The 23,961-nt window shown below is 67.9% G+C and carries 19 protein-coding genes and 8 tRNA genes; 20 read left to right on the top strand and 7 right to left on the bottom strand.

The features are described from left to right. Window positions 1-50 precede the first annotated feature (50 nt). The 4 genes from ppk1 to AB3X07_RS17445 form a co-directional block, all read right to left on the bottom strand. Window positions 51-2,147: a polyphosphate kinase 1 gene (ppk1, locus tag AB3X07_RS17460; protein ID WP_369939950.1), complete on the bottom strand. Its 2,097-nt coding sequence runs from the start codon at window positions 2,145-2,147 to the stop codon at window positions 51-53. 11 nt (window positions 2,148-2,158) lie between these two features. Continuing rightward, a complete protein-coding gene (gene phoR, locus AB3X07_RS17455) occupies window positions 2,159-3,484 on the bottom strand; it encodes a phosphate regulon sensor histidine kinase PhoR (protein ID WP_369939948.1) in 1,326 nt (441 codons plus the stop codon). 63 nt (window positions 3,485-3,547) lie between these two features. After that, entirely contained in the window at window positions 3,548-4,237 is a 690-nt protein-coding gene (gene phoB, locus AB3X07_RS17450; protein ID WP_369939946.1) for a phosphate regulon transcriptional regulator PhoB, read from the bottom strand. Window positions 4,238-4,321: 84 nt separating this feature from the next. Beyond that, window positions 4,322-5,971, bottom strand: coding sequence for a M48 family metalloprotease (locus AB3X07_RS17445; RefSeq protein WP_369939944.1), 1,650 nt, complete (start codon window positions 5,969-5,971; stop codon window positions 4,322-4,324). A 150-nt stretch (window positions 5,972-6,121) separates the two neighbouring features. On the opposite strand from AB3X07_RS17445, the gene grxC reads away from it, so the two are divergent. The 3 genes from grxC (at window position 6,122) to AB3X07_RS17430 (ending at window position 8,024) form a co-directional block, all read left to right on the top strand. Further along, window positions 6,122-6,433 (top strand): glutaredoxin 3, encoded by a 312-nt coding sequence (gene grxC / locus AB3X07_RS17440; RefSeq protein WP_369939942.1) that lies wholly within the window; start codon window positions 6,122-6,124, stop codon window positions 6,431-6,433. Further along, window positions 6,430-6,837 (top strand): carboxymuconolactone decarboxylase family protein, encoded by a 408-nt coding sequence (locus AB3X07_RS17435; protein ID WP_369939941.1) that lies wholly within the window; start codon window positions 6,430-6,432, stop codon window positions 6,835-6,837. The genes grxC and AB3X07_RS17435 overlap by 4 nt, the downstream gene beginning before the upstream one ends. A 179-nt stretch (window positions 6,838-7,016) precedes the next feature. Then, complete coding sequence (locus AB3X07_RS17430) at window positions 7,017-8,024, top strand: isocitrate dehydrogenase (protein ID WP_184411663.1); 1,008 nt, start codon at window positions 7,017-7,019, stop codon at window positions 8,022-8,024. Between the two features lie 138 nt (window positions 8,025-8,162). On the opposite strand, the gene AB3X07_RS17425 is transcribed toward AB3X07_RS17430, so the two are convergent. Further along, on the bottom strand, window positions 8,163-8,936 hold the full coding sequence (locus AB3X07_RS17425) for a Bax inhibitor-1/YccA family membrane protein (RefSeq protein ID WP_369944797.1): 774 nt from the start codon (window positions 8,934-8,936) through the stop codon (window positions 8,163-8,165). 157 nt (window positions 8,937-9,093) lie between these two features. On the opposite strand from AB3X07_RS17425, the gene AB3X07_RS17420 reads away from it, so the two are divergent. The 14 genes from AB3X07_RS17420 (at window position 9,094) to AB3X07_RS17355 (ending at window position 19,128) form a co-directional block, all read left to right on the top strand. Beyond that, window positions 9,094-9,170, top strand: a tRNA-Pro gene (locus tag AB3X07_RS17420). A gap of 44 nt (window positions 9,171-9,214) precedes the next feature. Next, window positions 9,215-9,291: transfer RNA gene (locus AB3X07_RS17415), tRNA-Arg, on the top strand. Between the two features lie 36 nt (window positions 9,292-9,327). After that, window positions 9,328-9,404: transfer RNA gene (locus AB3X07_RS17410), tRNA-His, on the top strand. A gap of 76 nt (window positions 9,405-9,480) precedes the next feature. Then, window positions 9,481-9,556: transfer RNA gene (locus tag AB3X07_RS17405), tRNA-Lys, on the top strand. Between the two features lie 89 nt (window positions 9,557-9,645). Continuing rightward, a tRNA-Leu gene (locus AB3X07_RS17400) sits at window positions 9,646-9,730 on the top strand. A 213-nt stretch (window positions 9,731-9,943) separates the two neighbouring features. Further along, window positions 9,944-11,239, top strand: coding sequence for a trigger factor (gene tig, locus AB3X07_RS17395; protein WP_369939940.1), 1,296 nt, complete (start codon window positions 9,944-9,946; stop codon window positions 11,237-11,239). A gap of 135 nt (window positions 11,240-11,374) precedes the next feature. Next, window positions 11,375-12,001, top strand: a complete 627-nt coding sequence (gene clpP / locus AB3X07_RS17390) for an ATP-dependent Clp endopeptidase proteolytic subunit ClpP (protein WP_369939938.1) — start codon at window positions 11,375-11,377, stop codon at window positions 11,999-12,001. Window positions 12,002-12,129: 128 nt separating this feature from the next. Next, the gene (clpX, locus tag AB3X07_RS17385; protein ID WP_369939937.1) at window positions 12,130-13,416 is read left to right on the top strand and encodes an ATP-dependent Clp protease ATP-binding subunit ClpX; all 1,287 of its coding nucleotides are present in this window, start codon (window positions 12,130-12,132) and stop codon (window positions 13,414-13,416) included. A 176-nt stretch (window positions 13,417-13,592) separates the two neighbouring features. Further along, a complete protein-coding gene (gene lon / locus AB3X07_RS17380; RefSeq protein WP_369939936.1) occupies window positions 13,593-16,070 on the top strand; it encodes an endopeptidase La in 2,478 nt (825 codons plus the stop codon). Between the two features lie 227 nt (window positions 16,071-16,297). Then, window positions 16,298-16,570, top strand: a complete 273-nt coding sequence (locus AB3X07_RS17375; RefSeq protein WP_009607753.1) for an HU family DNA-binding protein — start codon at window positions 16,298-16,300, stop codon at window positions 16,568-16,570. An 11-nt stretch (window positions 16,571-16,581) separates the two neighbouring features. Next, a tRNA-Val gene (locus tag AB3X07_RS17370) sits at window positions 16,582-16,656 on the top strand. A gap of 27 nt (window positions 16,657-16,683) precedes the next feature. Further along, a tRNA-Asp gene (locus AB3X07_RS17365) sits at window positions 16,684-16,760 on the top strand. A gap of 109 nt (window positions 16,761-16,869) precedes the next feature. Continuing rightward, window positions 16,870-16,946: transfer RNA gene (locus AB3X07_RS17360), tRNA-Asp, on the top strand. Window positions 16,947-17,136: 190 nt separating this feature from the next. Next, window positions 17,137-19,128 carry a peptidylprolyl isomerase gene (locus tag AB3X07_RS17355; RefSeq protein ID WP_369939934.1) on the top strand — a complete coding sequence of 664 codons (1,992 nt, stop codon included), beginning with the start codon at window positions 17,137-17,139 and terminating at the stop codon, window positions 19,126-19,128. Window positions 19,129-20,041: 913 nt separating this feature from the next. Here the strand turns inward: AB3X07_RS17355 and AB3X07_RS17350 are convergent. Together AB3X07_RS17350 and gloB are read right to left on the bottom strand one after the other, a co-directional pair. After that, window positions 20,042-21,256, bottom strand: coding sequence for a lytic transglycosylase domain-containing protein (locus tag AB3X07_RS17350; protein ID WP_369939933.1), 1,215 nt, complete (start codon window positions 21,254-21,256; stop codon window positions 20,042-20,044). Then, window positions 21,253-22,020: a hydroxyacylglutathione hydrolase gene (gloB, locus tag AB3X07_RS17345; protein WP_369939932.1), complete on the bottom strand. Its 768-nt coding sequence runs from the start codon at window positions 22,018-22,020 to the stop codon at window positions 21,253-21,255. The genes AB3X07_RS17350 and gloB overlap by 4 nt, the downstream gene beginning before the upstream one ends. A gap of 12 nt (window positions 22,021-22,032) precedes the next feature. On the opposite strand from gloB, the gene AB3X07_RS17340 reads away from it, so the two are divergent. Genes AB3X07_RS17340 through dnaQ form a run of 3 tightly spaced genes read left to right on the top strand, consistent with a single transcriptional unit; the run spans window position 22,033 to window position 23,933 of the window. Beyond that, window positions 22,033-22,692: a methyltransferase domain-containing protein gene (locus AB3X07_RS17340; RefSeq protein WP_369939930.1), complete on the top strand. Its 660-nt coding sequence runs from the start codon at window positions 22,033-22,035 to the stop codon at window positions 22,690-22,692. A 12-nt stretch (window positions 22,693-22,704) separates the two neighbouring features. Further along, a complete protein-coding gene (gene rnhA, locus AB3X07_RS17335) occupies window positions 22,705-23,163 on the top strand; it encodes a ribonuclease HI (RefSeq protein WP_369939929.1) in 459 nt (152 codons plus the stop codon). 32 nt (window positions 23,164-23,195) lie between these two features. Next, the gene (gene dnaQ, locus AB3X07_RS17330) at window positions 23,196-23,933 is read left to right on the top strand and encodes a DNA polymerase III subunit epsilon (RefSeq protein WP_369939928.1); all 738 of its coding nucleotides are present in this window, start codon (window positions 23,196-23,198) and stop codon (window positions 23,931-23,933) included. Window positions 23,934-23,961 lie beyond the last annotated feature (28 nt).

The raw sequence follows: 23,961 nt of genomic DNA, 5'->3' as shown, positions 1-23,961 counted from the left end.
TGGTAGCCGATGCACGGCGGCTGCCGTCCATCGGCGCGCGGGTGGGGGGTTCAGAGTCCGTCGAGCAGCGTCAGCTGCGCCGAGTGCGGCGGCTGGTCCTGGCCTGGCGCCAGCTTGCGGTAGTCGCCGCTGGCGTCCAGTTCCCATGCGTTGAGGTTGTCGTCCAGATAGTTCTTCAGCACTTCGCGATGGATGCGCTGGATCAGCTTCGGGTCGAGGATCGGGAAGCAGGTTTCCACCCGCCGCAGCAGGTTGCGTTCCAGCCAGTCGGCGCTGGCGCAGTACAGTTCCGGCGCGCCGTCGTTGCCGAACCAGTACACGCGGCTGTGTTCGAGGAAGCGGCCGACGATCGAGCGCACCCGGATGTTGTCGGAGACGCCCGCCACGCCGGGCCGCAGCGTGCACGCGCCGCGCACGATCAGGTCGATCTGCACCCCGGCCTGCGAGGCCGCGTACAGGGCGCGGATCACCTGCGGCTCGTTGAGCGCGTTCATCTTGGCGATGATGCGGCCCGGGCGCCCGGCCAGGGCCAGCTTGGTCTCGCGCTCGATCCGGTGCAGCACGCCCGCATGCAGGGTGAACGGCGATTGCAGCAGGCGCTTGAGGCGGATCTTCGGCGCCAGCCCGGACAACTGCTGGAACAGCAGGTGCACGTCGTTGCAGATGTCCGCATCGGCGGTGATCAGGCTCAGGTCGGTGTAGGCGCGCGCGGTGCCGCTGTGGTAGTTGCCGGTGCCCAGGTGCACGTAGCGGCGCAGCTTGCGGCCCTCGCGGCGCACGATCAGCAGCATCTTGGCGTGGGTCTTGTAGCCGACCACGCCGTACACCACCTGCACGCCGGCTTCCTGCAGGCGATCGGCCAGGCCCAGGTTGGCCTCCTCGTCGAAGCGCGCGCGCAGTTCGACCACCACGGTCACGTCCTTGCCGTTGCGCGCGGCCAGCACCAGCGCGTCGACGATGCCCGAGTCCTTGCCGGTGCGGTACAGGGTCTGCTTGATCGCCAGCACCTGCGGGTCGACCGCGGCTTGCTTGATCAGGTCCAGCACCGCGGTGAACGCGTCGAACGGATGGTGCAGCAGCACGTCGCCGGCGGCGGCGATCTCGAAGATGCCCTCGCTGTCGCGCAGCGTGCGCGGGTTCATCGCCGGATACTTCAGTTCCGGGCGCTGCACCAGATCGTAGACCTGGTTGACCCGGCTCAGGTTGACCGGGCCGTCGATGCGGTAGACCGCGTTCTCCGGCAGCGCGAAGTTCTGCAGCAGGGTGCGCACGATCGACTTGGGACAATCCTCGGCGATCTCCAGCCGCACCGCCGGCCGGTAGCCGCGGTTGACCAGTTCGTCGCGCAGCGCCAGCGCCAGGTTCTCCACTTCCTCCTCGTCCACCACCAGCTCGGAATTGCGCGTCACCCGGAACTGGTAGGAGCCGGTCACTTCCATGCCCGGGAACAGTTCGTCGACGAAGGTGGACAGCACCGAGGACAGGAACACGAAGCCCTGACCGCCGTCGGACAGGCTTTCCGGCAACTGGATGATGCGCGGCAGCGAGCGCGGCGCGCGCACGATCGCCAGGTGACCGACGCGACCGAACGCGTCGGTGCCCTTGAGCACCACCACGATGTTCAGCGACTTGTTGAGGATCTTCGGGAACGGATGCGCCGGGTCCAGGCCTAGCGGGGACAGCACCGGCATGATCTCGTTGCGGAAGTAGGCACGCAGCCAGCGCTTCTGCCGCGCGTTCCAGGAATGCCGGCCGAGCACGCCGATGCCGGCATCCTTCAGCGCCGGGCGCAGCACCTCGTTCCAGCAGCGGTATTGCTGGTCGACCAGTTGCGCGGCGCGGTCGTGGATCGAGTTGAGGATCGCGCTCGAACTGAGCCCGTCCGGCGCCGGCGGCAGGCCGAATTCGAGCGCATGGCGCACGGTGGCGGCGCGGATCTCGAAGAATTCGTCGAGGTTGGTGCAGGAGATGCACAAGAAACGCAGCCGTTCCAGCAGCGGCACGCTGGGGTCCTGCGCCTGCGCCAGCACGCGGAAATTGAAGTCCAGTTGCGACAGTTCGCGGTTGAGGTACAGCGTCGGGTCGCGCAGCGGGTCGCTGGGAACGTCCGGTGGCGGCGTGGGCGGCAGGGCGGCGGCGCGGGGCATGGCGATACTCGTTAGGCGGAGGTCAGGGTGGCATGGGCGCGCCGCGGATGCACGCGCCCGGCGCCGAAGTGGCAGGAGAACGTGCTGCCCTTGCCGACTTCGCTCTCGATCTCCAGCCGCGCCTGGTGCAGGCCCAGCACGTGCTTGACGATCGACAGCCCCAGGCCGGTGCCGCCGCTCTCGCGCGAGCGGCTGCTGGAGACGCGGTAGAAGCGCTCGGTGATGCGCGGCAGGTGGTGCGCGGGAATGCCGTAGCCGCTGTCGCGCACCGACAGCACCGCGCCGTCGCCTTCGCGGGCGAAGCGGATACTGACCGTGCCGCCGGCGGCGGTGTAGCGCACCGCGTTGGTGACCAGGTTGGAGAACGCGCTGTGCAGTTCCTTGTTGGAGCCGACCAGGTCCAGGTCGGCCTCGTCGTGGACCTCGATGCGGTGCCGGCCCTGGCTGTGCGCTTCGGCCTCGCGGCGCAGCGTGGCCAGCATCGGCGCCATCGCGATGCTTTCCTCGTTGGCGTGCTCCTGCGATTCCAGGCGCGACAGGGTCAGCAGGTCCTCGACCAATTGCGTCATGCGCTGCGACTGCTTGCGCATCTCGGCGATCATCGGCCCCGAATCCGGGAAATCCTCCGGATCGAGCATGTCCAGGTAGCCGTGCACCACGGTGAGCGGGGTGCGCAGTTCATGCGAGACGTTGGCGACGAAGTCGCGCCGCACCTGCTCCAGTTGCAGCAGCTTGCTGACGTCGCGCGCGACCAGCAGCCAGTGGTCGTCGGAATAGGGGATCAGGCGCAGGTGCAGGCGCAGCCGGTCGTCGATCGGCGAGGGCGTGTCCAGCATCGGCTCGGCGTTGCGCCCGCCGGCCAGCCAGTGCGCCAGCGGCAGCGGTTGCAGGCGTTCGACCACCGGCACGTTGAGGTCGCCGGGATGGCGCAGGCCGAGCAGGCTGCCGGCGGCCTCGTTGAACCATTGAATGCGCTGGCTGTTGCGGTCCACCACTACCACCGCGTCGGGCAGCGCGGCGGCGGCGGCGCGGTAGGCGCGCAGCATGTCCAGCAGGCGCCGCTTGCGCGTGCGCATTTCCGCCTGGCTGCGGTACAGCAAGCGGTCCAGTTCGTTCCACACCCCGGTGCCGGCCGGCGGTTCCCAGCGCTGGCGCGCGGTCAGCCGGCGCAGCACGCGGCGCAGGCGCCAGTAGTGCCAGCCCATCACCGCCAGCGACATCACCGTCAGCGCCATCCACACGTGGCCGCCGAGCCAGCCGATCAGCACCGCCAGCAGCAACAGCGCGGCTAGGGTGCCGAGGGTCTTGAACCAGGCGGAACGGATGTGGCGGGGCATCGGGGGCGCGCTCTGTCGCAATGGAACTGTCCGTGCGCCGTTTATAGCAGGCAACGACGGCAATCAGATGGACGAGGAGAAGCGATAGCCGGAGCCGCGCACCGTCTGCACCATGTTCTCCACCGCGAACGGTTCCAGGGTCTTGCGCAGGCGGCGGATGTGCACGTCGATGGTGCGCTCCTCGACGTAGACGCTGCCGCCCCAGACGTGGTCGAGCAACTGCGCGCGGCTGTAGACGCGCTCGGGATGGGTCATGAAGAAGTGCAGCAGGCGGTACTCGGTGGGGCCGATCGGCACCGGCGCGTCGCCGGCGAACACGCGGTGCGCGGCGCCGTCGATGCGCAGACTGCCGACCGAGACGCTGCCGTCCTCGTCGTCCTCGCGGGTGCGGCGCATCACCGCGCGGATCCGCGCCAGCAGCTCGCGCGCCGAGAACGGCTTGACCACGTAATCGTCCACGCCGGCTTCCAGGCCGCCGACGCGGTCGTTCTCTTCGCCGCGCGCGGTCAGCATGATGATCGGCACCTCGCGGGTCATCGCATCCTTGCGCCAGCGCCGGGCCAGTTCCAGGCCGCTGGTGCCGGGCAGCATCCAGTCCAGCAGGATCAGGTCGGGCACGCGGTCGGCGATGGAGGTCTGCGCTTCGCGCGCGTCGCCGGCATGGACCGGTTCGAAGTCGCCCTTGCGCAAGGCGAACGCCACCATGTCGCGGATGGCGGGTTCGTCGTCGACGATCAGGATGCGTTTCTGCACGACGGCACCGTGGGGACTGGGAGGAGAGGCCGCCAGTAGACTACGGTTTTATTACGATTCGGTGACGCCCCGCGGTAGGGCGTTTCAGCGCTGTTTCACGTCCGGGTCCTGTACGCCCTGGCGGCGCAGTTCCAGCACCGTGGGGGTGATCGCGGCGATGCGCGCATCGATGCGGGCGCGGGCGACGTAGTCCAGGTCCTGGCGCTTCTTCAGGTTGTTCAGCTGGATCAGCGCCTGTTCCGGGCGGCCGTTCAGGTAGGCGGCCTCGGCATAGGCTTCGCCGGCGCGGTTGCCGTCCCCGGCCAGTTCGCAGGCGCGGGCGAAGGTGCGCTGGAACACCGGATCGTCGGCCGCCGTGCCCAGCAACGGCCGCAACACCGCCTGCGCGCGCTGGCCGGCGGCGCGGCCGCCTTGTTCGTTCAGTGCCGAGGCGTAGGTCAGCGCGACCGCGCGGTTGCTGGGCAGGCGCTTGAGCAGCGCGTCGAAGCGCTGGTTGGCCTGCTGCACGCGCCCGGTGCGCGATTCGGCCTCGGCCACCGCCAGGCCCAGCCACCAGCTGTCCGGGTGCGCCTGCAGCAGTTCCTCCAGCGCCTTGGCCGCGTCCTGTGGGCTGCCACCGCCGCGCAGCCGGGCCAGCGCCAGGCCATAGCGCTGGGCGTCGCTGAGGCCCTGCTTGCTGCCCTGGCGCAGGCCTTCGTACTCGCGCACCGCGTCGGCCGGGGTGTTGGCGCTGAGGACCCGCAGGCGCTCGCGGGCCCAGTCGAACTGGCCGCTGCCGCCGCGCGCGCCGGTGTCGAACGGCAACTGCAGGCTGCCGGGCAGCAGCGGATTGCTGGGCGCGCCCAGCGGCTGGCTCAGCGACACGTCGTTGGGATCGACTCGCTCCTCCAGGCTGCCGCCGGGCACGCGCGTGGTCAGGGTCACCGTGTTCTTCTTCATCTGCTCGGCGCGCTGCCGCGCCTCGCTGATGCGGGTGGTGGTGACCGGGTGGGTCATCAGGTAGTCGGGCGTGCTGTAGCCGCCCTGGTTGCCGCGCATCGCCAGAGACATGCGCTCGAAGAAGCCGGCCATCGCATCCACGTCGTAGCCGCTGCGCGCCAGGGTGCGGATGCCCAGGCGGTCGGCTTCCGATTCGTTGGAGCGGGTGTAGTCGATCTGGCGCTGCTGCATCAGCCCCAGGCCGCTGGCGATCGCCGCCTGGGTGGCGTCGCCGCTGGAGCGGCCGCCGGCCTGCTGCGCGGCGATCACCGCGGCGAGCATGCCGAGCAGGATCGGCACCTGGTCGCGCTGCGCCCGCTCCACCCCGCGCAGTACGTGCTGCTGGGTGACGTGGGCGATCTCGTGCGACAGCACCGCCGCCACCTCGTCCTCGCGCTCGGCGGTCAGCACCAGCCCGGCGTTGACCGCGACATAGCCGCCCAGGGTGGCGAAGGCGTTGATCTGGCGGTCGCGCAGCATGAAGAAGGTGAACGTCTGCTGCGGCTGGTCGCTGTTGGCGCCGAGTCGGGTGCCCATGGTCTGCAGCCAGTCGCCGAGCAGCGGGTCGTCCAGCACGTAGTCGTAGTTGCGCAGTTCGGCCAGCATCATCCGGCCGTACTCGGCCTGCCGCGCCGGGGTCAGCAGTTCGCCGGCCGAGGAGCCGATGTCCGGCAGCTTGTTCTCCTGCGCCGGCGCCGGCGCGGTGGCGAGGGCGGTCGCCAGGGTGATAGCGAAGGCAAGCGGCAACGGGCGCAAGGCAGGCTCCAGGAGAAGGCGGACCGCCGCGGCGGCGGGCGCAACGACGGGTGAATCCGGGGTAATCCGCAGTGTTGCGGCAGCGGACTCGAAAATCCACCCAGCCGCTACCATAGTGGTTTGGACCTCAGACAGCGCCCGGAGTTTCCCATGGACACCCACCCCGCCGACGGCGGCCAGGCCGGCGGCCCGCCGATCACCCTGTACTCCACCGCGATCTGCCCCTACTGCGTGGCGGCCAAGAACTTCCTCAAGAGCAAGGGCCGCAGCTGGACCGAGGTGCGCATCGACCTGGACCCGGCCGAGCGCGAGAAGATGGTCGCGCTGGCGCGCCGCACCAGCGTGCCGCAGATCTTCGTCGGCGAGACCCACGTCGGCGGCTACGACGACATGATGGCGCTGCACCGCGCCGGCAAGCTGGAGCCGCTGCTCGACGGCCAGGCCCCGGAGGCCCGGGCATGAGCGCTGCCGGCGGCGACGGCGGCGACGGGCAGGACCGGGTGCGCGAATTCACCGAGTTCCGCCAGCGCATGAACCAGCGCATCCTGGCCGAGCCGAACCAGGTGGTGCGGCGCTTCTTCGCGCTCGACACCCAGACCTACCAGGCCGGCGCGCTGGACGTGAAGACCAAGGAACTGCTCGGCCTGGTCGCCTCGCTGGTGCTGCGCTGCGACGACTGCATCAGCTACCACGTGGCCCAGTGCAAGGAGGCCGGGGTGCAGCGCGACGAGTTCTTCGAGACCTTCTCGGTGGGCCTGGTGGTGGGCGGTTCGATCGTGATCCCGCATCTACGCCGGGCGGTGGATTTCCTCGACAAGCTCGAGGAGGGCGCCGCCGCCGCGCCGGCCGAGCACGCGCACGCCTGATCCGGCGCAGCCGGTCGGCCCCGATGCACGCCGCCTGCGGGCGGCGTGCCGCGTTTTGCGCCCGCCTCGGTTTGGGAGCCTTCACCGGCTTCGGGCATAATTACCGGTGAAACCTCCTTGCGCCAGCACCCCGGGCTTCCGGTCGGCGCGCTCCCCCTCTGTACGGAAACCGCACTCCTATGACGCAGACAATCACGGTCATCCGTGGCGATGGCATCGGCCCCGAGATCATGGACGCCACGCTGTTCGTGCTCGACGCGCTGAACGCCGGGCTGACCTACGAATACGCCGACGCCGGCCTGGTCGCCCTGGAAAAGCACGGCGACCTGTTGCCGGCCGCCACCCTGGACTCGATCCGCAAGAACAAGATCGCGCTGAAGAGCCCGCTGACCACGCCGGTGGGCGAGGGCTTCAGCTCGATCAACGTGGCCATGCGTCGCCAGTTCGACCTGTACGCCAACGTGCGTCCGGCCAAGTCGTTCCCGAACACCAAGTCGCGCTTCGGCGCCGGCGTGGACCTGATCACCGTGCGCGAGAACACCGAAGGCGCCTACCTGAGCGAAGGCCAGGAAGTGTCGGCCGACGGCGAGACCGCGGTGTCGATGGCCAAGGTGACCCGCAAGGGCTCCGAGCGCATCGTCCGCTACGCCTTCGACCTGGCCCGCGCGACCGGCCGCAAGAAGGTCACCGCGGTGCACAAGGCCAACATCATCAAGTCGACCTCGGGCCTGTTCCTGAAGGTGGCGCGCGAAGTGGCGGCCAACTACCCGGAGATCGAGTTCCAGGAAATGATCGTCGACAACGCGTGCATGCAGCTGGTAATGCGCCCGGAGCAGTTCGACGTCATCGTCACCACCAACCTGTTCGGCGACATCCTGTCGGACCTGTGCGCCGGCCTGGTCGGCGGCCTGGGCCTTGCGCCGGGCGCCAACATCGGCGTGGACGCGGCCATCTTCGAAGCGGTGCACGGCTCGGCCCCGGACATCGCCGGGCAGGGCAAGGCCAACCCGTGCGCGCTGCTGCTGGGCGCGGCGCAGCTGCTGGACCACGTCGGCCAGCCGCAGAACGCCGAGCGCCTGCGCAACGCCATCGTCGCCACGCTGGAAGCCAAGGACGGGCTGACCCCGGACCTGGGCGGCAGCGGCAACACCATGGGCTTCGCCAAGGCCATCGCCAGCCGCCTCTGAGCGCGCCGGAAGATCGCAAAAAAGAAAGGGCGCCTCAGGCGCCCTTTCTTTTGCTCGGAAGTTTGTCGGAAGCCATGTAGCCACCGATCGCGGGGCGCCGCGCTTGCGATTCCCCACTCCCGATTCCCGACTCCCGGCTCAGTTCCTCGACTGCAGCTTCGACAGCAAGCGCAGGAACTCGATGTACAGCCACACCAGCGTGACCATCAGCCCGAACGCGCCGTACCACTCCATGTACTTCGGCGCGCCTTGCTCCACGCCGCTTTCGATGAAGTCGAAGTCCAGCACCAGGTTCAGTGCCGCCACCACCACCACGAACAGGCTGAACAGGATGCCGACCGTGCCGGAGGCGTGGATGTAGGGGATCTGGATATTGAAGAACCCGAGCACGATGGTCGCCAGGTACACCAGGGCGATGCCGCCGGTGGCCGCGACCACGCCCAGCTTGAAATTCTCGGTGGCCTTGATCATCCCGCTGCGGTAGGCGAACAGCAGCGCGAACAGGGTGCCGAAGGTCAGCAGCACCGCCTGCAGCACGATGCCGTTGAAGCGCACTTCGTACATCGCCGAGATCGAGCCGAGGAAGAAGCCTTCCACCAGCGCGTACAGCGGCGCGGTGATCGGCGCCCAGGTCTTCTTGAAGGTGGTGATCAGCGCCAGGATGAAACCGCCGAAGGCGCCGCCCAGCACGTAGCCGATGATGCCCGGCGCGATCGTTTCGTTGCCGGCGCCATCGATCGAGATCGACTGGCTCCAGGCGAACACCGCGGTCAGCAAGGTCAGCAGCAACAGCGCGCCGGTCTTGTGCACGGTGCCGTTCAGGGTCATCGCCTCGCCGTCGCGCGAAACGACGGCGCCGCTGCCGAGGTCGAGGAAGGTGGATTCCTTCAAGGCGGGGTTGCCGCTGCGGATCATGCTGTTTCTCCCTGTAATAAAGACGATTGGCCATCATCGGCCGCAAGTGGCGAGCATAGCGCAGGCATCGGTCGTGCGATGTGCCGTTGACAGCGGAGCGCGAGCTTCCCACAATAGCCGACCTTTCCGGCCTCGGTCGCGAGGGATGTTCCGCCGGGGTATAGCGCAGTCTGGTAGCGCGCCTGCTTTGGGAGCAGGATGTCGGGGGTTCGAATCCCTCTACCCCGACCAATCCGATGCCCAATGGCGGAGAGGAATGCGACAATCCGGCCCGGGCGCCCGTAGCTCAACCGGATAGAGCACCGACCTTCTAAGTCGGGGGTTACAGGTTCGATTCCTGTCGGGCGCGCCAACACCGGCGCCGGGCGGGAGATGCAAGGTTTCAATGGTGGCTGTAGCTCAGCTGGTTAGAGTACTGGATTGTGATTCCAGATGTCGGGGGTTCGAGTCCCCTCAGCCACCCCATTGATTGTGTGACCCGATGTTTCGCGGGGTGTTGCAACGAAGCAAAAAAGCACATAGAATGTGCGACTCAGTTTCAGGGCCGTTAGCTCAGTTGGTAGAGCAGTTGACTCTTAATCAATAGGTCCAAGGTTCGAATCCTTGACGGCCCACCAAAACAAAAAGGCATCTGCTTCGGCAGGTGCCTTTTTCTTTTCCGGCTGGCCTGCAACAATGCCGGGCGGGCGCGTGTGGCGCTCCCAGCGCGAAAGTGGCGGAATTGGTAGACGCCCTGGTTTTAGGTACCAGTGCCGCAAGGCGTAGGGGTTCGAGTCCCCTCTTTCGCACCATCCTGGCGCCGCTCGCGCGGCCCGCCGCGCCCCAGTCCCCGTCCGCACCCACGCCACGCCAGGCCTGCAGCAGCGCCGGCCGACCGGGTGCGCTGGCAGGCACAGCGGGAATAGGCGAAACTATCCGGCTGCGGCGGCCGTCCCGTGCCCGCGTCAACCCGTATTTTTCTACATCGTGCCGAGAGCCGTGGGCTCCCGGTGGCAGGAGTCCACATGCAAGCTTCGATCGAAACCACCGGTACCCTGGAACGGCGTCTGACCTTCACCCTGCCGGAGGAGCGTCTGGAAACCCATATCGGCGGCCGCCTGCGCGAAGTCGCGCGCACCGCGCGGATCAAGGGTTTCCGTCCGGGCAAGATCCCGCCGAAGGTGATCGAGCAGCGCTTCGGGCCGCAGATCCGCGCCGAGGCGCTGGACGGCCTGCTGCGCGAAACCTTCGACTCGGCCGTGCGCGAGCACGAACTGCGCCTGGCCGGCAATCCGCGCATCGACCGCGCCGGCGACAACGAGCTGCAGTTCGTGGCGACCTTCGAAGTGGTGCCGGACTTCGGCGACATCGACGTGTCCACGCTGCAGGTGATCCGCCACACCGCCGAGGTCACCGACGCCGACATCGAGCAGATGATCGAGAACCTGCGCCTGCAGCGCCGTACCTGGCAGCCCGCCGGGCGCGCCGCGCAGGACGGCGACCTGGTGACCCTGGAAACCTGGTCGCAGGTCGGCGACGAGCGTCTGCCGGCCGAGGGCGTGGAGAAGGGCAGCAGCGTGATCGGCTCGGGCGTCATGTTCCCGGCGATCGAGCAGGGCCTGGTCGGGATGTCCAAGGACGAAGAGAAGACGCTGACGGTCGACTTCCCGGCCGACTGGCGCGTGCCGCAGTTCGCCGGCAAGCAGGTCCAGGTGCACGTGAAGGCGGTCGATGTGGCCGCGCCGGTGCTGCCGGAGGTGGACAAGGAGTTCATCAAGAGCTTCGGCGTGAAGAGCGGCGATGCCGAGCAGTTCCGCAAGGACATCCGCATCAACCTGGAGCGCGAACTGAAGGGCGCGCTGATGAACCGCCTGCGTCGCGAGGTCGGCGAGCAGTTGATCGCCGCCTACGCGTCGGTGGAAATGCCGCCGCGCCTGGTCGAGAACGAGGCGCGCTCGATGCTGGCGCAGCAGGTCGAGCAGCTGCGCCGCTCCGGCCGCGACCCGGGCCAGGTGCCGGACGACGCTCACCAGGGCTTCATGGATGCGGCGCGCAAGCGCGTGCTGGTCGGCCTGCTGGTCGGCGAGGTCGCCCGCCGCAACGAGCTGCGCCTGGACCCCAAGCGCGTCTCGGAGACGCTGCGCCTGATCGCCTCGACCTACGAAGAGCCGGAGCAGGTCATTGAGATGTACCGCAACGATCCCCAATTGATGGGAGGACTGCAGAGCCGTGTGATGGAAGAGCAGGTGATCGACTGGATCGCCGAGCGCGCCCAGCACACCGAGCAGGCGATGACGTTCCAGGAAGCGATCCGCCAGTAAGGCGTCGCTTCGCGGCGGCCCGCATGGCGACATGCGGGGTGGAGACGCGATCCAGGCCCCGTAGCCGCGGGGCGCGACAAGAGGCGAAGCCCTGCACACCCCCGTGCAGGGACGACACAGAGCAGGAGTTCCGGCGTGGACAATGTGACCAAGGCGTTGAATCTGGTTCCGATGGTGGTCGAGCAGACCAGCCGCGGCGAGCGTGCCTACGACATCTATTCGCGCCTGCTGAAGGAGCGCTTGATCTTCCTGGTCGGCCCGATCGACGACCACATGGCCAATGTGATCGTGGCGCAGATGCTGTTCCTGGAAGCGGACAATCCGGAAAAGGACATCAGCATCTACATCAACTCGCCCGGCGGCGTGGTCACCGCGGGCATGGCGATCTACGACACCATGCAGTACATCAAGCCGGACGTGAGCACCATCTGCGTCGGCCAGGCCGCCTCGATGGGCGCGCTGCTGCTGGCCTCGGGCGCGGCCGGCAAGCGTTACGCGCTGCCGAATTCGCGGGTGATGATCCACCAGCCGCTGGGCGGCTTCCAGGGCCAGGCCACCGACATCGACATCCACGCCCGCGAGATCCTCACCCTGCGCGCGCGGCTGAACGAAATCCTGGCCAAGCACACCGGCCAGTCGCTGGAAACCATCGCCCGCGACACCGAGCGCGACAACTTCAAGAGCGCGCCCGACGCGCAGGCCTACGGGCTGGTCGACCAGGTGCTCGAGCGTCGTCCGGATGAGTCGATCCAGCCGGCATAAGGCTTGCATGTACTGCAAAACGCAGCGTATTCCGCAGGGCCGGGGTCGGGCTAGCGTCCTCCCGGCCCTGTGCTATTCTCGAAATCGAACCCCCGTTCATCGGGTGGGGTAACTGGGTAAGCGAAGCAATGAGCGAAGACCGGCAAGGCCGTTCCGGCGACAGCAACAAGATCTTGTACTGCTCGTTCTGCGGCAAGAGTCAACACGAGGTCCGTAAGCTGATCGCCGGGCCGAGCGTGTTCATCTGCGACGAATGCGTCGAGTTGTGCAACGACATCATCCGCGAGGAGCTTGAGGAGAAGGCGCAGTCCGCGCGCAGCAGCCTGCCCAAGCCCAAGGAAATCCTCGAGGTGCTGGACCAGTACGTGATCGGGCAGTTGCGCGCCAAGCGCACGCTGGCCGTGGCCGTGTACAACCACTACAAGCGCATCGAGAGCCGCCAGAAGAACGACGAAGTCGAACTGGCCAAGTCCAATATCCTGCTGGTCGGCCCGACCGGTTCGGGCAAGACGTTGCTGGCCGAGACGCTGGCGCGCCTGCTCAACGTGCCGTTCACCATCGCCGATGCGACCACGCTGACCGAGGCCGGCTACGTCGGCGAGGACGTGGAGAACATCATCCAGAAGCTGCTGCAGAAGTGCGACTACGACGTCGACAAGGCGCAGCAGGGCATCGTCTACATCGACGAGATCGACAAGATCTCGCGCAAGAGCGAAAACCCGTCGATCACCCGCGACGTGTCCGGCGAAGGCGTGCAGCAGGCGCTGCTGAAGCTGATCGAAGGCACGGTCGCCTCGGTGCCGCCGCAGGGCGGGCGCAAGCATCCGCAGCAGGAATTCCTGCAGGTGGACACCAAGAACATCCTGTTCATCTGCGGCGGCGCGTTCGCCGGGCTGGACAAGGTGATCCAGCAGCGCTCCAACGACGTCGGCGGCATCGGCTTCGGCGCCAAGGTGAAGAGTTCCGAGCGCAAGCGCGAAGTCGGCAAGATCCTGGCGGAAGTGGAGCCGGAGGACCTGATCAAGTTCGGCCTGATCCCCGAGTTCGTCGGCCGCCTGCCGGTGGTCGCCACGCTGGAGGAGCTGGACGAACCGGCGCTGATCAAGATCCTGACCGAGCCGAAGAACGCGATCACCAAGCAGTTCCGGAAGCTGTTCGAGATGGAAGGCGTGGAGCTGGAGTTCCGGCCCGACGCGCTGCTGGCCATCGCCCGCAAGGCGCTCAAGCGCAAGACCGGCGCGCGCGGCCTGCGCACCATCGTCGAGTCGGTGCTGCTGGACACGATGTACGAGCTGCCGTCGCAGGAAAACGTCAGCAAGGTGGTGGTGGACGAGTCGGTGATCGAGCACAAGTCCGAGCCGTACCTGATCTACCAGACCCCGCCGCCGGCGCCGAAGGTGGCCTCCGCCGAGTGAGGCCCGAGCACGGTCGCGGCGGCCTCCCGTCGCGACCGTGAGGATTGGCTAACCGCTTGAAAGAAAAGGGGCTTTTTCGCTGCCCTTGCATCATCCAGCCGATGGCCCCATAACGGGGCCATCGGCATTTTTGTGCCCGCCTTTTCCGTATTCCCGCCTCCCACATCGGAACCCTCATGGCCCAGTCCAAATCCGAAGTCCTCGACCTGCCGGTCCTGCCGTTGCGCGACGTCGTGGTCTTCCCGCACATGGTCATCCCGCTGTTCGTCGGCCGCGACAAGTCCATGCGCGCGCTCGAGCACGCGATGGAGGCCGACAAGCGCATCCTGCTGGTCGCGCAGAAGTCCGCCGAGACCGACGATCCGGCGGCGGCGGACCTGTACAACGTCGGCACCCTGGCGCAGGTGCTGCAACTGCTGAAGCTGCCCGACGGCACCATCAAGGTGCTGGTCGAGGGCCTGTCGCGGGTCAGCGTCGACAAGGTGGTCGAGCGCGATGGCGCGCTGCAGGGCGAGGGCAGCGAGATCGATGCCGCCGAATCGCGCGAGGAGCGCGAGGTGGAGGCGATCGCGCGCTCGCTGATGTCGCTGTTCGAGCAGTACGTCAAGACCAACCGCAAGCTGCCGCCGGAGCTGCTGCAGACCCTGTCCGGCATCGACGAGCCCGGGCGCCTGGCCGACACCATCGCCGCGCACATCGGCGTGCGTCTGGCCGACAAGCAGCGCCTGCTGGAAACGCTGGAAGTGGGTGAGCGCCTGGAGATGCTGGTCGGCCTGGTCGACGGCGAGATCGACGTGCAGCAGCTGGAGAAGCGCATCCGCGGCCGGGTCAAGTCGCAGATGGAGAAAAGCCAGCGCGAGTACTACCTCAACGAGCAGATGAAGGCGATCCAGAAGGAACTGGGCGACCTCGACGACGCGCCGGGCGAGCTGGAGGAACTGGCGCGCAAGATCGCCGAGGCGGGCATGCCCAAGCCGGTGGAGACCAAGGCCAAGGCCGAACTCAACAAGCTCAAGCAGATGTCGCCGATGTCGGCCGAGGCCGCGGTGGTGCGCAACTACCTGGACTGGCTGCTGGGCGTGCCGTGGAAGAAGCGCAGCAAGGTGCGCAAGGAGCTCAAGGTCGCGCAGGAGACGCTGGACGCCGACCATTACGGCCTGGAGAAGGTCAAGGACCGCATCCTCGAGTACCTCGCGGTGCAGTCGCGGGTGAAGCAGATGAAGGGCCCGATCCTGTGCCTGGTCGGGCCGCCGGGCGTGGGCAAGACCTCGCTGGGCCAGTCCATCGCCAAGGCCACCAACCGCAAGTTCGTGCGCATGTCGCTGGGCGGCGTGCGCGACGAGGCGGAGATCCGCGGGCATCGCCGCACCTACGTCGGCTCGATGCCGGGACGCATCGTGCAGAACCTCAACAAGGTCGGCAGCAAGAATCCGCTGTTCGTGCTCGACGAGATCGACAAGATGTCGATGGATTTCCGCGGCGATCCGTCCTCGGCGCTGCTGGAAGTGCTCGACCCCGAGCAGAACAACGCCTTCAACGACCACTACCTGGAAGTGGATCTGGACCTGTCCGAAGTGATGTTCGTGGCGACCTCCAATTCGCTGAACATCCCCGGGCCGTTGCTGGACCGCATGGAGGTGATTCGCATTCCGGGCTACACCGAGGACGAGAAGCTCAACATCGCCATGCGCTACCTGGTGCCCAAGCAGCTCAAGGCCAACGGCCTGAAGGGCGAGGAACTGGAGATCGCCGAGGACGCGATCCGCGACATCGTGCGCTACTACACGCGCGAATCCGGCGTGCGCAACCTCGAGCGCGAAGTCGCCAAGATCTGCCGCAAGGTGGTCAAGGAGATCGCGTTGGCCGGTCCTCAGCCTGCGCTGCCCGCGAAGAAGGCTGTGGCGAAGAAGGGCGCGGCGGCGCGCAAGGACAAGGCGCGGGTCGCGGTCGGTTCGAAGAATCTGGACAAGTACCTGGGCGTGCGCCGTTTCGACTTCGGCCGCGCCGAGGAGCAGAACGAGATCGGCCTGGTCACCGGCCTGGCCTGGACCGAGGTCGGCGGCGATCTGCTGCAGATCGAATCGACCCTGGTGCCGGGCAAGGGCGCGGTGATCCTGACCGGCCAACTCGGCGACGTGATGAAGGAATCGGCGTCGGCGGCGCTGTCGGTGGTGCGGTCGCGCGCCGAGCGGCTCGGCATCGAGGTGGACTTCCTGCAGAAGCACGACGTGCACCTGCACGTGCCCGACGGCGCCACGCCGAAGGACGGCCCCAGCGCGGGCATCGCGATGGTGACCTCGCTGGTGTCGATGCTGACCAAGGTGCCGGTCAAGGCCGATGTGGCGATGACCGGCGAGATCACCTTGCGCGGCCGCGTCTCGGCGATCGGCGGACTCAAGGAGAAATTGCTGGCGGCGCTGCGTGGCGGCATCCGCACCGTGATCATCCCGGAGGAGAACCGCAAGGATCTGGCCGATATTCCCGATAACGTGACCCGCGACCTGAAGATCGTGCCGGTCAAGTGGATCGACGAAGTGCTGGATCTGGCGCTGGAGAGGCCGTTGACGCCGAAGGCGACGGCCGACGGCGAGCCGACGCCGGTGCGGCGCAAGCCCAAGTCCAAAGCAGCCTCGAACGCGCGCGTCAAGCACTGAAACGCGCTGAACCGCACCCGCCCAAGCGGCCGAAACCCGCGCCGTTGCTGGCTTTTCGGCTTGCGCGGGTGGGAGGCCGCTGGTATAAATGCACGACTTGCGAGCACCGCGAACGGGCGTGCTTGGTAGTGAAAAATCAATCGGGGCCTCGTCGCAGACGAGGCAGGCCAAGCCGACACCCGATCCTCAATTCCGCGGTTTTCTGCCGCACATGGAGTCATCAAGCAATGAATAAAGCCGAACTGAACGACGCTATCGCCGCCGCTGCGGATATTTCCAAGGCCGAAGCCGGTCGCGCCGTCGACGCCTTCGTGTCCGAAGTCACCAAGGCGCTGAAGAAGGGCGACAGCGTGACCCTCGTGGGCTTCGGCACCTTCCAGGTGCGCGACCGTGCCGAGCGCACCGGCCGCAACCCGAAGACCGGCGACTCGATCAAGATCGCCGCGTCCAAGAATCCGACCTTCAAGGCTGGCAAAGCGCTGAAGGATGCCGTAAACTAATCGACTCGCTAGGGTGCTTAGCTCAGCGGTAGAGCGTCTCCTTTACACGGAGAGGGTCGGGGGTTCGAAACCCTCAGCACCCACCAGAGCACCGAGCGACAAGTTTCAAAAGCGGAGTGGTAGTTCAGTCGGTTAGAATGCTGGCCTGTCACGCCGGAGGTCGCGGGTTCGAGTCCCGTCCACTCCGCCAGTTGTGCCGAAGCCCCTGAGAAATCAGGGGTTTCGTTTCTCGAAGCCTTCAGCGCATCGCGCCGATCGCTCGGGATCGCGGGCCACGTGCCTGCCTCCGTTCAAAAAGCGGAGTGGTAGTTCAGTCGGTTAGAATGCTGGCCTGTCACGCCGGAGGTCGCGGGTTCGAGTCCCGTCCACTCCGCCAGTTTTGTACGCGAAACCCCCGAGCGATCGGGGGTTTCTTTTTTCCGCGAGGCCATCCGCGACGCGGGCCGTTCGTGCCGCATCGCCGCCGAAGGGGCGTCGCCGGGCCGCTCCCGCGCCGCGCCATGCCGCGGCGGGGCGTGAAGCGGGTTAAACTGCGCGGCTCGCCAACAGGCCTCGGTTCCCAACCAATGCTGCAGAAACTCCGCGAAAAGACCTCGGGCTGGATCGCCACCGCGATCATCGGCCTGTTGATGATTCCGTTCCTGTTCGTCATCGACAGCAGCTACCTCGGTGGCGTCGGTGCCAACAACGTCGCCAAGGTGCAGGCGCCGCCGTCGTGGTGGGCCTCGGCCCCGTCGTGGTGGCCGGTGTCGCTGCTGTGGCGCCACCACGAGGTCAGCACCGAGCAGTTCCGCGCGCGCTTCGAGCAGGAGCGTCTGCAGGAGCGGCAGCAGCAGGGCGAGAGCTTCGATCCGCGCGAGTTCGAGAGTGCCGACAACAAGCGCAAGGTGCTGGATCAGTTGATCGACGAGCAGGTGGTGAAGCTGGCGTCCGAGCAGGCCGGGGTGGTGATCAGCGATGCCGCGGTGCGCGACTACATCGGTTCGATTCCCCAGTTCCAGAACAATGGCAAGTTCGATCCGGAGCAGTACCGTCAGCTGCTGGCGTCGGGCATGCCGCCGCGCACGCCGGCGATGTTCGAGCAGTTGGTGCGCGATGGCATGCAGCAGTCGCTGATTCCGTCCGCGCTGATGGAATCGGCCTTCGCGACCCAGCAGGAAACCGAGCGCCTGCTGAAGATGCTCGGCGAAACCCGCGACGTGGACCTGGCGTTGCTGCCGGAGCAGCCGGCCGACACCACGCCGGTCAGCGACGCGCAGGTGCAGCAGTGGTACGACACGCACCAGGCCGACTTCAAGCTGCCCGAGCGGGTGTCGATCGAGTACGTCGAACTGGACGCGTCCAAGTTGCCGCCGGCCAAGCCGGCCGACGAGGCGACGCTGCGCAAGCGCTACGAGGACGAGAAGGCGCGCTTCGTCGAACCCGATCAGCGCCTGGCCTCGCACATCCTGATCAGCGCCGGCAAGGATGCCGCCGCGCAGAAGGCGGCCGAGGCCAAGGCCGCCAAGCTCGCCGCCGAGGCCAAGCAGCCCGGCGCCGACTTCGCCGCGCTGGCGCGCGCCAATTCCGAGGATCCAGGCTCCAAGAACGCCGGTGGCGATCTGGGCTGGGTCGAGAAGGGCGTGATGGTGAAGCCGTTCGAGGACGCGCTGTTCGCGATGAAGCCCGGCGAGATCGTCGGCCCGGTGAAGAGCGAGTTCGGCTATCACGTGATCCAGCTGCGCGAGGTCAAGGGCGGCAAGGGCAAGTCGTTCGAGCAGGTCCGCGACCAGCTCGCCGGCGAGCAGATGCAGGCCGACAACGAGAAGGCCTTCAGCGAACTGAGCGGCAAGCTGGTGGACCTGGTCTACAAGAACCCGACCGCGCTGGCGTCGGCGGCCAAGGAGGTCGGCCTGCCGGTGCAGACCCTGGGGCCATTCTCGCGCGCCGATGCCAGCGGCGTCGCCGCGCAGCCGGCGGTGTTGCGCGCGGCCTTCTCCGACGCCCTGGTGCAGGACGGCACGGTCAGCGATCCGATCACCCTCGGACCGAACCACAACGTGATGATTCGCGTCACCCAGCACCTGCCGGAGCAGACCCAGCCCCTGGCCAAGGTCCGCGAGCAGGTGGTTGCCGCGGTGCATGCCGATCGCACCGCCAAGGCGGCGGCGGCCAAGGCCGATGCGCTGCTGGAGAAGCTGCGCAAGGGCGAGACCCTGCAGGCGCTGGCCGGGCCGGAAAAGCTGCAGCTCAACCCGATGCCGGGGCTGCCGCGCACCGTGCCGATGCCCAGCCCCGAAGCCAACCGCGCGATCTTCAGCGCGCCGCTGCCGGCCGAGGGCAAGTCGTCGGTGGGCAAGGTCGAACTATCGGCGAACGGCATGCCGGGCAGCGGCAAGCGGTATGCGCTGTTCGTGGTGAACAAGGTCAACCCGGGCGACCTGAGCAAGGTGCCGGCCGAGCAGCAGACGATGCTCAAGCAGCAGTTGGGCCAGATCGAAGGCGCCGCCGCGGCCAAGGCCTACGTCGATGGCTTGCGCAAGCGCTACAAGGTCACGGTGCAGGAAGCGCAGCTGTAAGCGTCCTCCACGCGGCGAGATGATGCGAACAAGCCCGGCCATGCCGGGCTTGTTCGTTTCCGGGCCTGGGGCTGGGGAAATCTCGGCGTGTGTCGTTGGCTGTCGGGGTGGCGCTGCGAAGACGGGTGCCGGGCGAGGCAGGCGCGTCCGGTGAGGAGACCGCTTGAGAGTCGGGAGATCGATTACCGGACCCGCATTTGTGGTGCGGTGCTCGATGCCGGCCGCGCTCTGCGGCTGACTCGCCGCTGCTTTGCCTGCGCGGTACGCAGCGCTGCGCTGCGTTGCCGAAGTGTGTTCCGAAAATTCCCTGAGGCGGCAGGCCGAGCGGGGATTGGGTTCGCGATTGAAGGTCGCCTGCAACAACTTCGGAAAGTGTCCTGTAGGAGCGGCTTCAGCCGCGACAGGTTCTCTCCGGATGTCTGTCGCGGCTGAAGCCGCTCCTACAGGGCCACTGCATCTGACTTGATCGTGGCGAAAGCGGATTGTTAGAGGTGCCCTGAAGTCGCGACGGGTTCGCAGGCATGACGGTGCCTCATGGTCGCGGGGACGCCGGCAGCGATGTTCGCGGAACGTCGCCTGCGTTGCGCGTCATCTGGGAATCGGATGTTGGGCCACGTGAGGCTGCTGCCTAAGTCGCCTGACGTACCGACCGTCAACACTTAGTCCTGACATGCCACGCCGGCGGAAGCCGGATGCATGTTTTCCGAGGGTCAGGCTCGTAACTCGCCCTGGCAGGTAGCGCGTTGCCAAGGCTGTGCTCCCCACATCAACGCATCGCCGACAGCGCGCATGCAACCGCTCAGGGTGACGCCGTCAGGTAGGAGCGCCTTTGAGCTGCACACGCGCACCGCGCAGGCCCGAACGCGCCACGCGCGCGCGTGGTCCGATCGACAGCCGAAGCGAAGGCCCCGGCTTACTCGTCGTAGCTCAGCACCATGCCCGGGCGCAGCACGCTGCGCGCGGACAGCCCGTTCTTCGCCAGTAGGGTCTGCACGGTGATGCCGTAGCGCCTGGCGATGGTCCACGCGGTGTCGCCATCGCGGACCGTGTGGGTACGGCGCGCGGCGGCCGCGCGCGCGCGCGGCGCGGGCGCGGCATCGGCGCTCGCGACGGTGCGGGCGGCGGGCGTCTCGGCCTGCGCCTGCGTCGCCGCCAGCGCGTCGGCGGCGGCAGTGGCCGCGCGACCGCCGGCGCCGACCGGTGCCAGCACCGGCAGCGTGCGCTTGCTGCCGCGGGTGCTGCCAAGCGCCGGATTCAGGCGCGCGATCTGGTTGCCCTGCAGCGCCTGCTGCTGCGCCCAGTCGTTCAGGGCCATGCCGGCGGGCAGGGTGCGTGCCTGCAGGATCGGCACCTCGCGGTCCAGCGAGGCCATCCATTCGTCGCGCGTCTGCGCCTGTTCCAGCACGCAGGCCAGCGCATGCAGTTTCTCGACGTAGGCGTAGGTGATCGGCGACAGACCGGGCAACTTGGCCGGCTCGGCGTTCTGCGCATTCATGCCGGCGCGGCGCATCGATTGCAGCACGCGGTACTCGCCGGCGTTGTAGGCCATCAGCGCCAGGCGCCAGTCGCCGCCGAACATGCCGTGCAGGGTCTTCAGGTAGCGCACCGCGGCGCGAGTGGAGTCCACCGCGGACAGGCGCCCGTCGTAGCCGCCTTCGACCGGGACATCGTGGTTGCGCGCGGTGTCGGCGATGAACTGCCACAGTCCGGCCGGACCGCTGCTGCTGCGCGCGGCGGGCCGGTAGCCGCTCTCGACGAAGGGGATCAGCGCGAATTCGGTGGGCAGGTCGGCGGCGCGCAGTTCGTCCACCACGTAGCCGAACAGCGGCAGCACGTCCTCGTCCTCGTTGGCCAGGCGTGCCGGCGCGCGCGAGAACTGCTGCTTCCAGCGCGCGTCGGTGGCGCTGCTGTCGCACTGCGCGTCGGCCAGGCCGTCGCGGAAGTTGGCCAGGATGGCGTGGCCGTTACGGGTGGTCGCCGGCGGCAGCGCCGCGGGGTCCGTCGGCAGGGCGTTCAAGCCGGCGACGGTCTGCTCCAGGGCAGCGCCCACCGGCGTGGCCGCGCTCGCGGGCGGGGCCGCCGACGCGATGACCAGCGTCAGCGCCGCCGTCAACAGCAGCGACCTCATGCGCGGAAATCGTCTTTCCAGCGCCTCAATTCGGCGAATACCTCCACTTCGTCGCGCGCGCCGCGGCCGAGCCGGGCGGCGACCGCCTGCTCGACCGCCGCCGAGGCGGTGCGCAGGAACGGATTGGTCGCCAGTTCGCTGGCGAGCGTGACGGGAACAGTGGGACGGGCAGCGTGACGCATGGCCTGGACTTCCTGATGGCGTTGCCGCAAGGCAGCGTTGGTGGGATCGACCGTGACGGCGAATGCCGCATTGGCCAGGGTGTATTCGTGTCCGCAGCACACCAGCGTGGCGCCGGGGAGGGCGGCCAGCTTCTGCAGCGAACCCAACATCTGGGAGGGCGTACCTTCGAACATGCGCCCACAGCCCAGGCTGAACAGGGTATCGCCGCTGAACAGATGGCCGTGGCCGACGTAGGCCACATGCGAGCGGGTATGCCCAGGCACGGCAAGGGTCTGGAACCGCCACTGCAGCACCTGCACGTCCTCGCCATCGCCCACGCGCCGGCTGGCGAACGGGATGCGCGGCTCGTCGTCAGGTGCGTACACCGGCAGGTCCGGCCAGCGCTCGCGCAGGGCCGCCACGCCGCCGATGTGGTCGTCGTGGTGATGGGTCAGCAGCACGGCGGCCGGGTGCAGTCCCTGCGCGGCGGCCTCGAACACCGGTGCGGCCTGGCCGGGGTCGACCACCACGGCGCGGCCATCCTCGGCGGCGATCGCCCAGATGTAGTTATCCTGGAATGCGGGCAGGGCGATCAGTCGCATAGAATTGGCACCATGCCTGCCGCCCCGTTCCCCCGTCAAGCCGCCGTCTCATCCTGGTTTGATACGGCGGTGGCGCAGCAACTGCTCCAGGCCGAGCAGCCGCTGATCCTGGACGCCCTGTTGCGGCGCCCGGCGCAGCCCTGGCTGTGGCTGGCGCCGGTGCCGTTCGCGCCGCTGCCGCGCGAGCTGCCCGGGCGTGGCGTGCGCCTGCACCGCACCGCGCACGGCTACGCCGGCGACCTGGTCTGCACCTTGCCGTTGCCGCTGCCGTCGGAGAGCGTCAACGCGATCGTGCTGCAGCACGTGCTCGGTGCCGACGCCGCGGCGTTGCTGGAGGAATGCGAGCGGGTGCTGATGCCGGGCGGCCGGCTCTGGCTGTTCGCGCTGAACGCGATGAGCCCGTACCGATTGCGCTGGCGCCGGCAGGGCCTGGTGGCGCGGCCGCCGGGACGCTGGCGCGGCTTGCTGGAGCAGGCCGGGCTGCCCTGCGTGGAGCATCTGCGCTATCTCGGCCCGGTGTGGCCTGCCCGCACCGGCAATGCGGCGGCGACCTCCGGCGCGCCGTTGCGCGCGGTCTGCATGCTGCAGGCGGAGAAGCGCACCGCCGCCGGCATCGGCCCCATCCCGCTGCGCGCGCCGGTCCGCTGGCGCGGCTCGGCTGCCTCCATCTGATCCTGGACGACCATGAAGACTGTTGAGATCCACACCGATGGCGCCTGCCTCGGTAACCCCGGCCCCGGTGGCTGGGCCGCGCTGCTGCGCTACAAGGGCCTGGAGCGCGAAGTGGCCGGCGCCGAGGCGCACACCACCAACAACCGCATGGAACTGATGGCCGCGATCATGGCGCTGGAGACGCTCAACGAGCCTTGCCAGATCGTGCTGCACACCGATTCGCAGTACGTGCGCCAGGGCATCACCGAGTGGATGCCGGGCTGGGTGCGGCGGCAGTGGAAGACCGCCGGCGGCGATCCGGTCAAGAACCGCGACCTGTGGGAGCGGCTGCATGCCGCCGCGCAGCGGCACACGATCGACTGGCGCTGGGTCAAGGGCCACAACGGCGATCCGGACAACGAGCGGGTGGACGTGCTGGCGCGCAACCAGGCGCTGCGCGTCCGCGCCGGCGGCGCGACGGTCACATCCTGATCCCTTTCCCGATTCCTTCCGCAGCGAGCGTCATGCGTCAGATCATCCTCGATACCGAAACCACCGGCCTGGAATGGAAGAAGGGCAACCGCGTCGTCGAAATCGGCGCGGTGGAGTTGCTGGAACGCCGCCCCAGCGGGCGCAACTTCCACCGTTACCTGCGTCCGGACTGCGATTTCGAACCGGGCGCGCAGGAAGTGACCGGGCTGACCCTGGAGTTCCTGGCCGACAAGCCGGAGTTCCACGAGGTCGTCGACGAGTTCCTGGCCTTCATCGACGGCGCCGAGCTGATCATCCACAACGCCTCGTTCGACCTGGGCTTTCTCGACTACGAACTGTCGCGGCTGGGCGATGCCTACGGGCGCATCCTCGACCGGGCCACGGTCATCGATACGCTGCTGCTCGCGCGCGAGCGCTTCCCCGGCCAGCGCAATTCGCTGGACGCGCTGTGCAAGCGGCTGGGCGTGGACAATTCGCACCGGCAACTGCACGGCGCGCTGCTCGATGCGCAGATCCTCAGCGACGTGTACATCGCGCTGACCTCCGGGCAGGAGGAGATCGGGTTCGCCCTGGCCGAGGACCGCGCCGGCGCGGCCGATGGTCAGCGCCTGGCGTTCGACATGAGCGCGCTGCTGCCGCGGCCGCGGGTGCTGCCGACGGCATCGGAGCTGGAGGCGCACCACGCGCGCCTGGAAAAGCTGCGCAAGAAGGCCGGGCGCGCGCTGTGGGACGAGGCCGAGCCGGTGCTGGCCGACGCGGTGGCCGGCTGAGGGCTGCGCCGCAGCGTCGCGGCCGCTA

The organism is Xanthomonas sp. DAR 35659 (assembly GCF_041242975.1).
Taxonomy (GTDB): domain Bacteria; phylum Pseudomonadota; class Gammaproteobacteria; order Xanthomonadales; family Xanthomonadaceae; genus Xanthomonas_A; species Xanthomonas_A medicagonis.
This window is presented reverse-complemented; position numbering and strand designations above follow the sequence as displayed.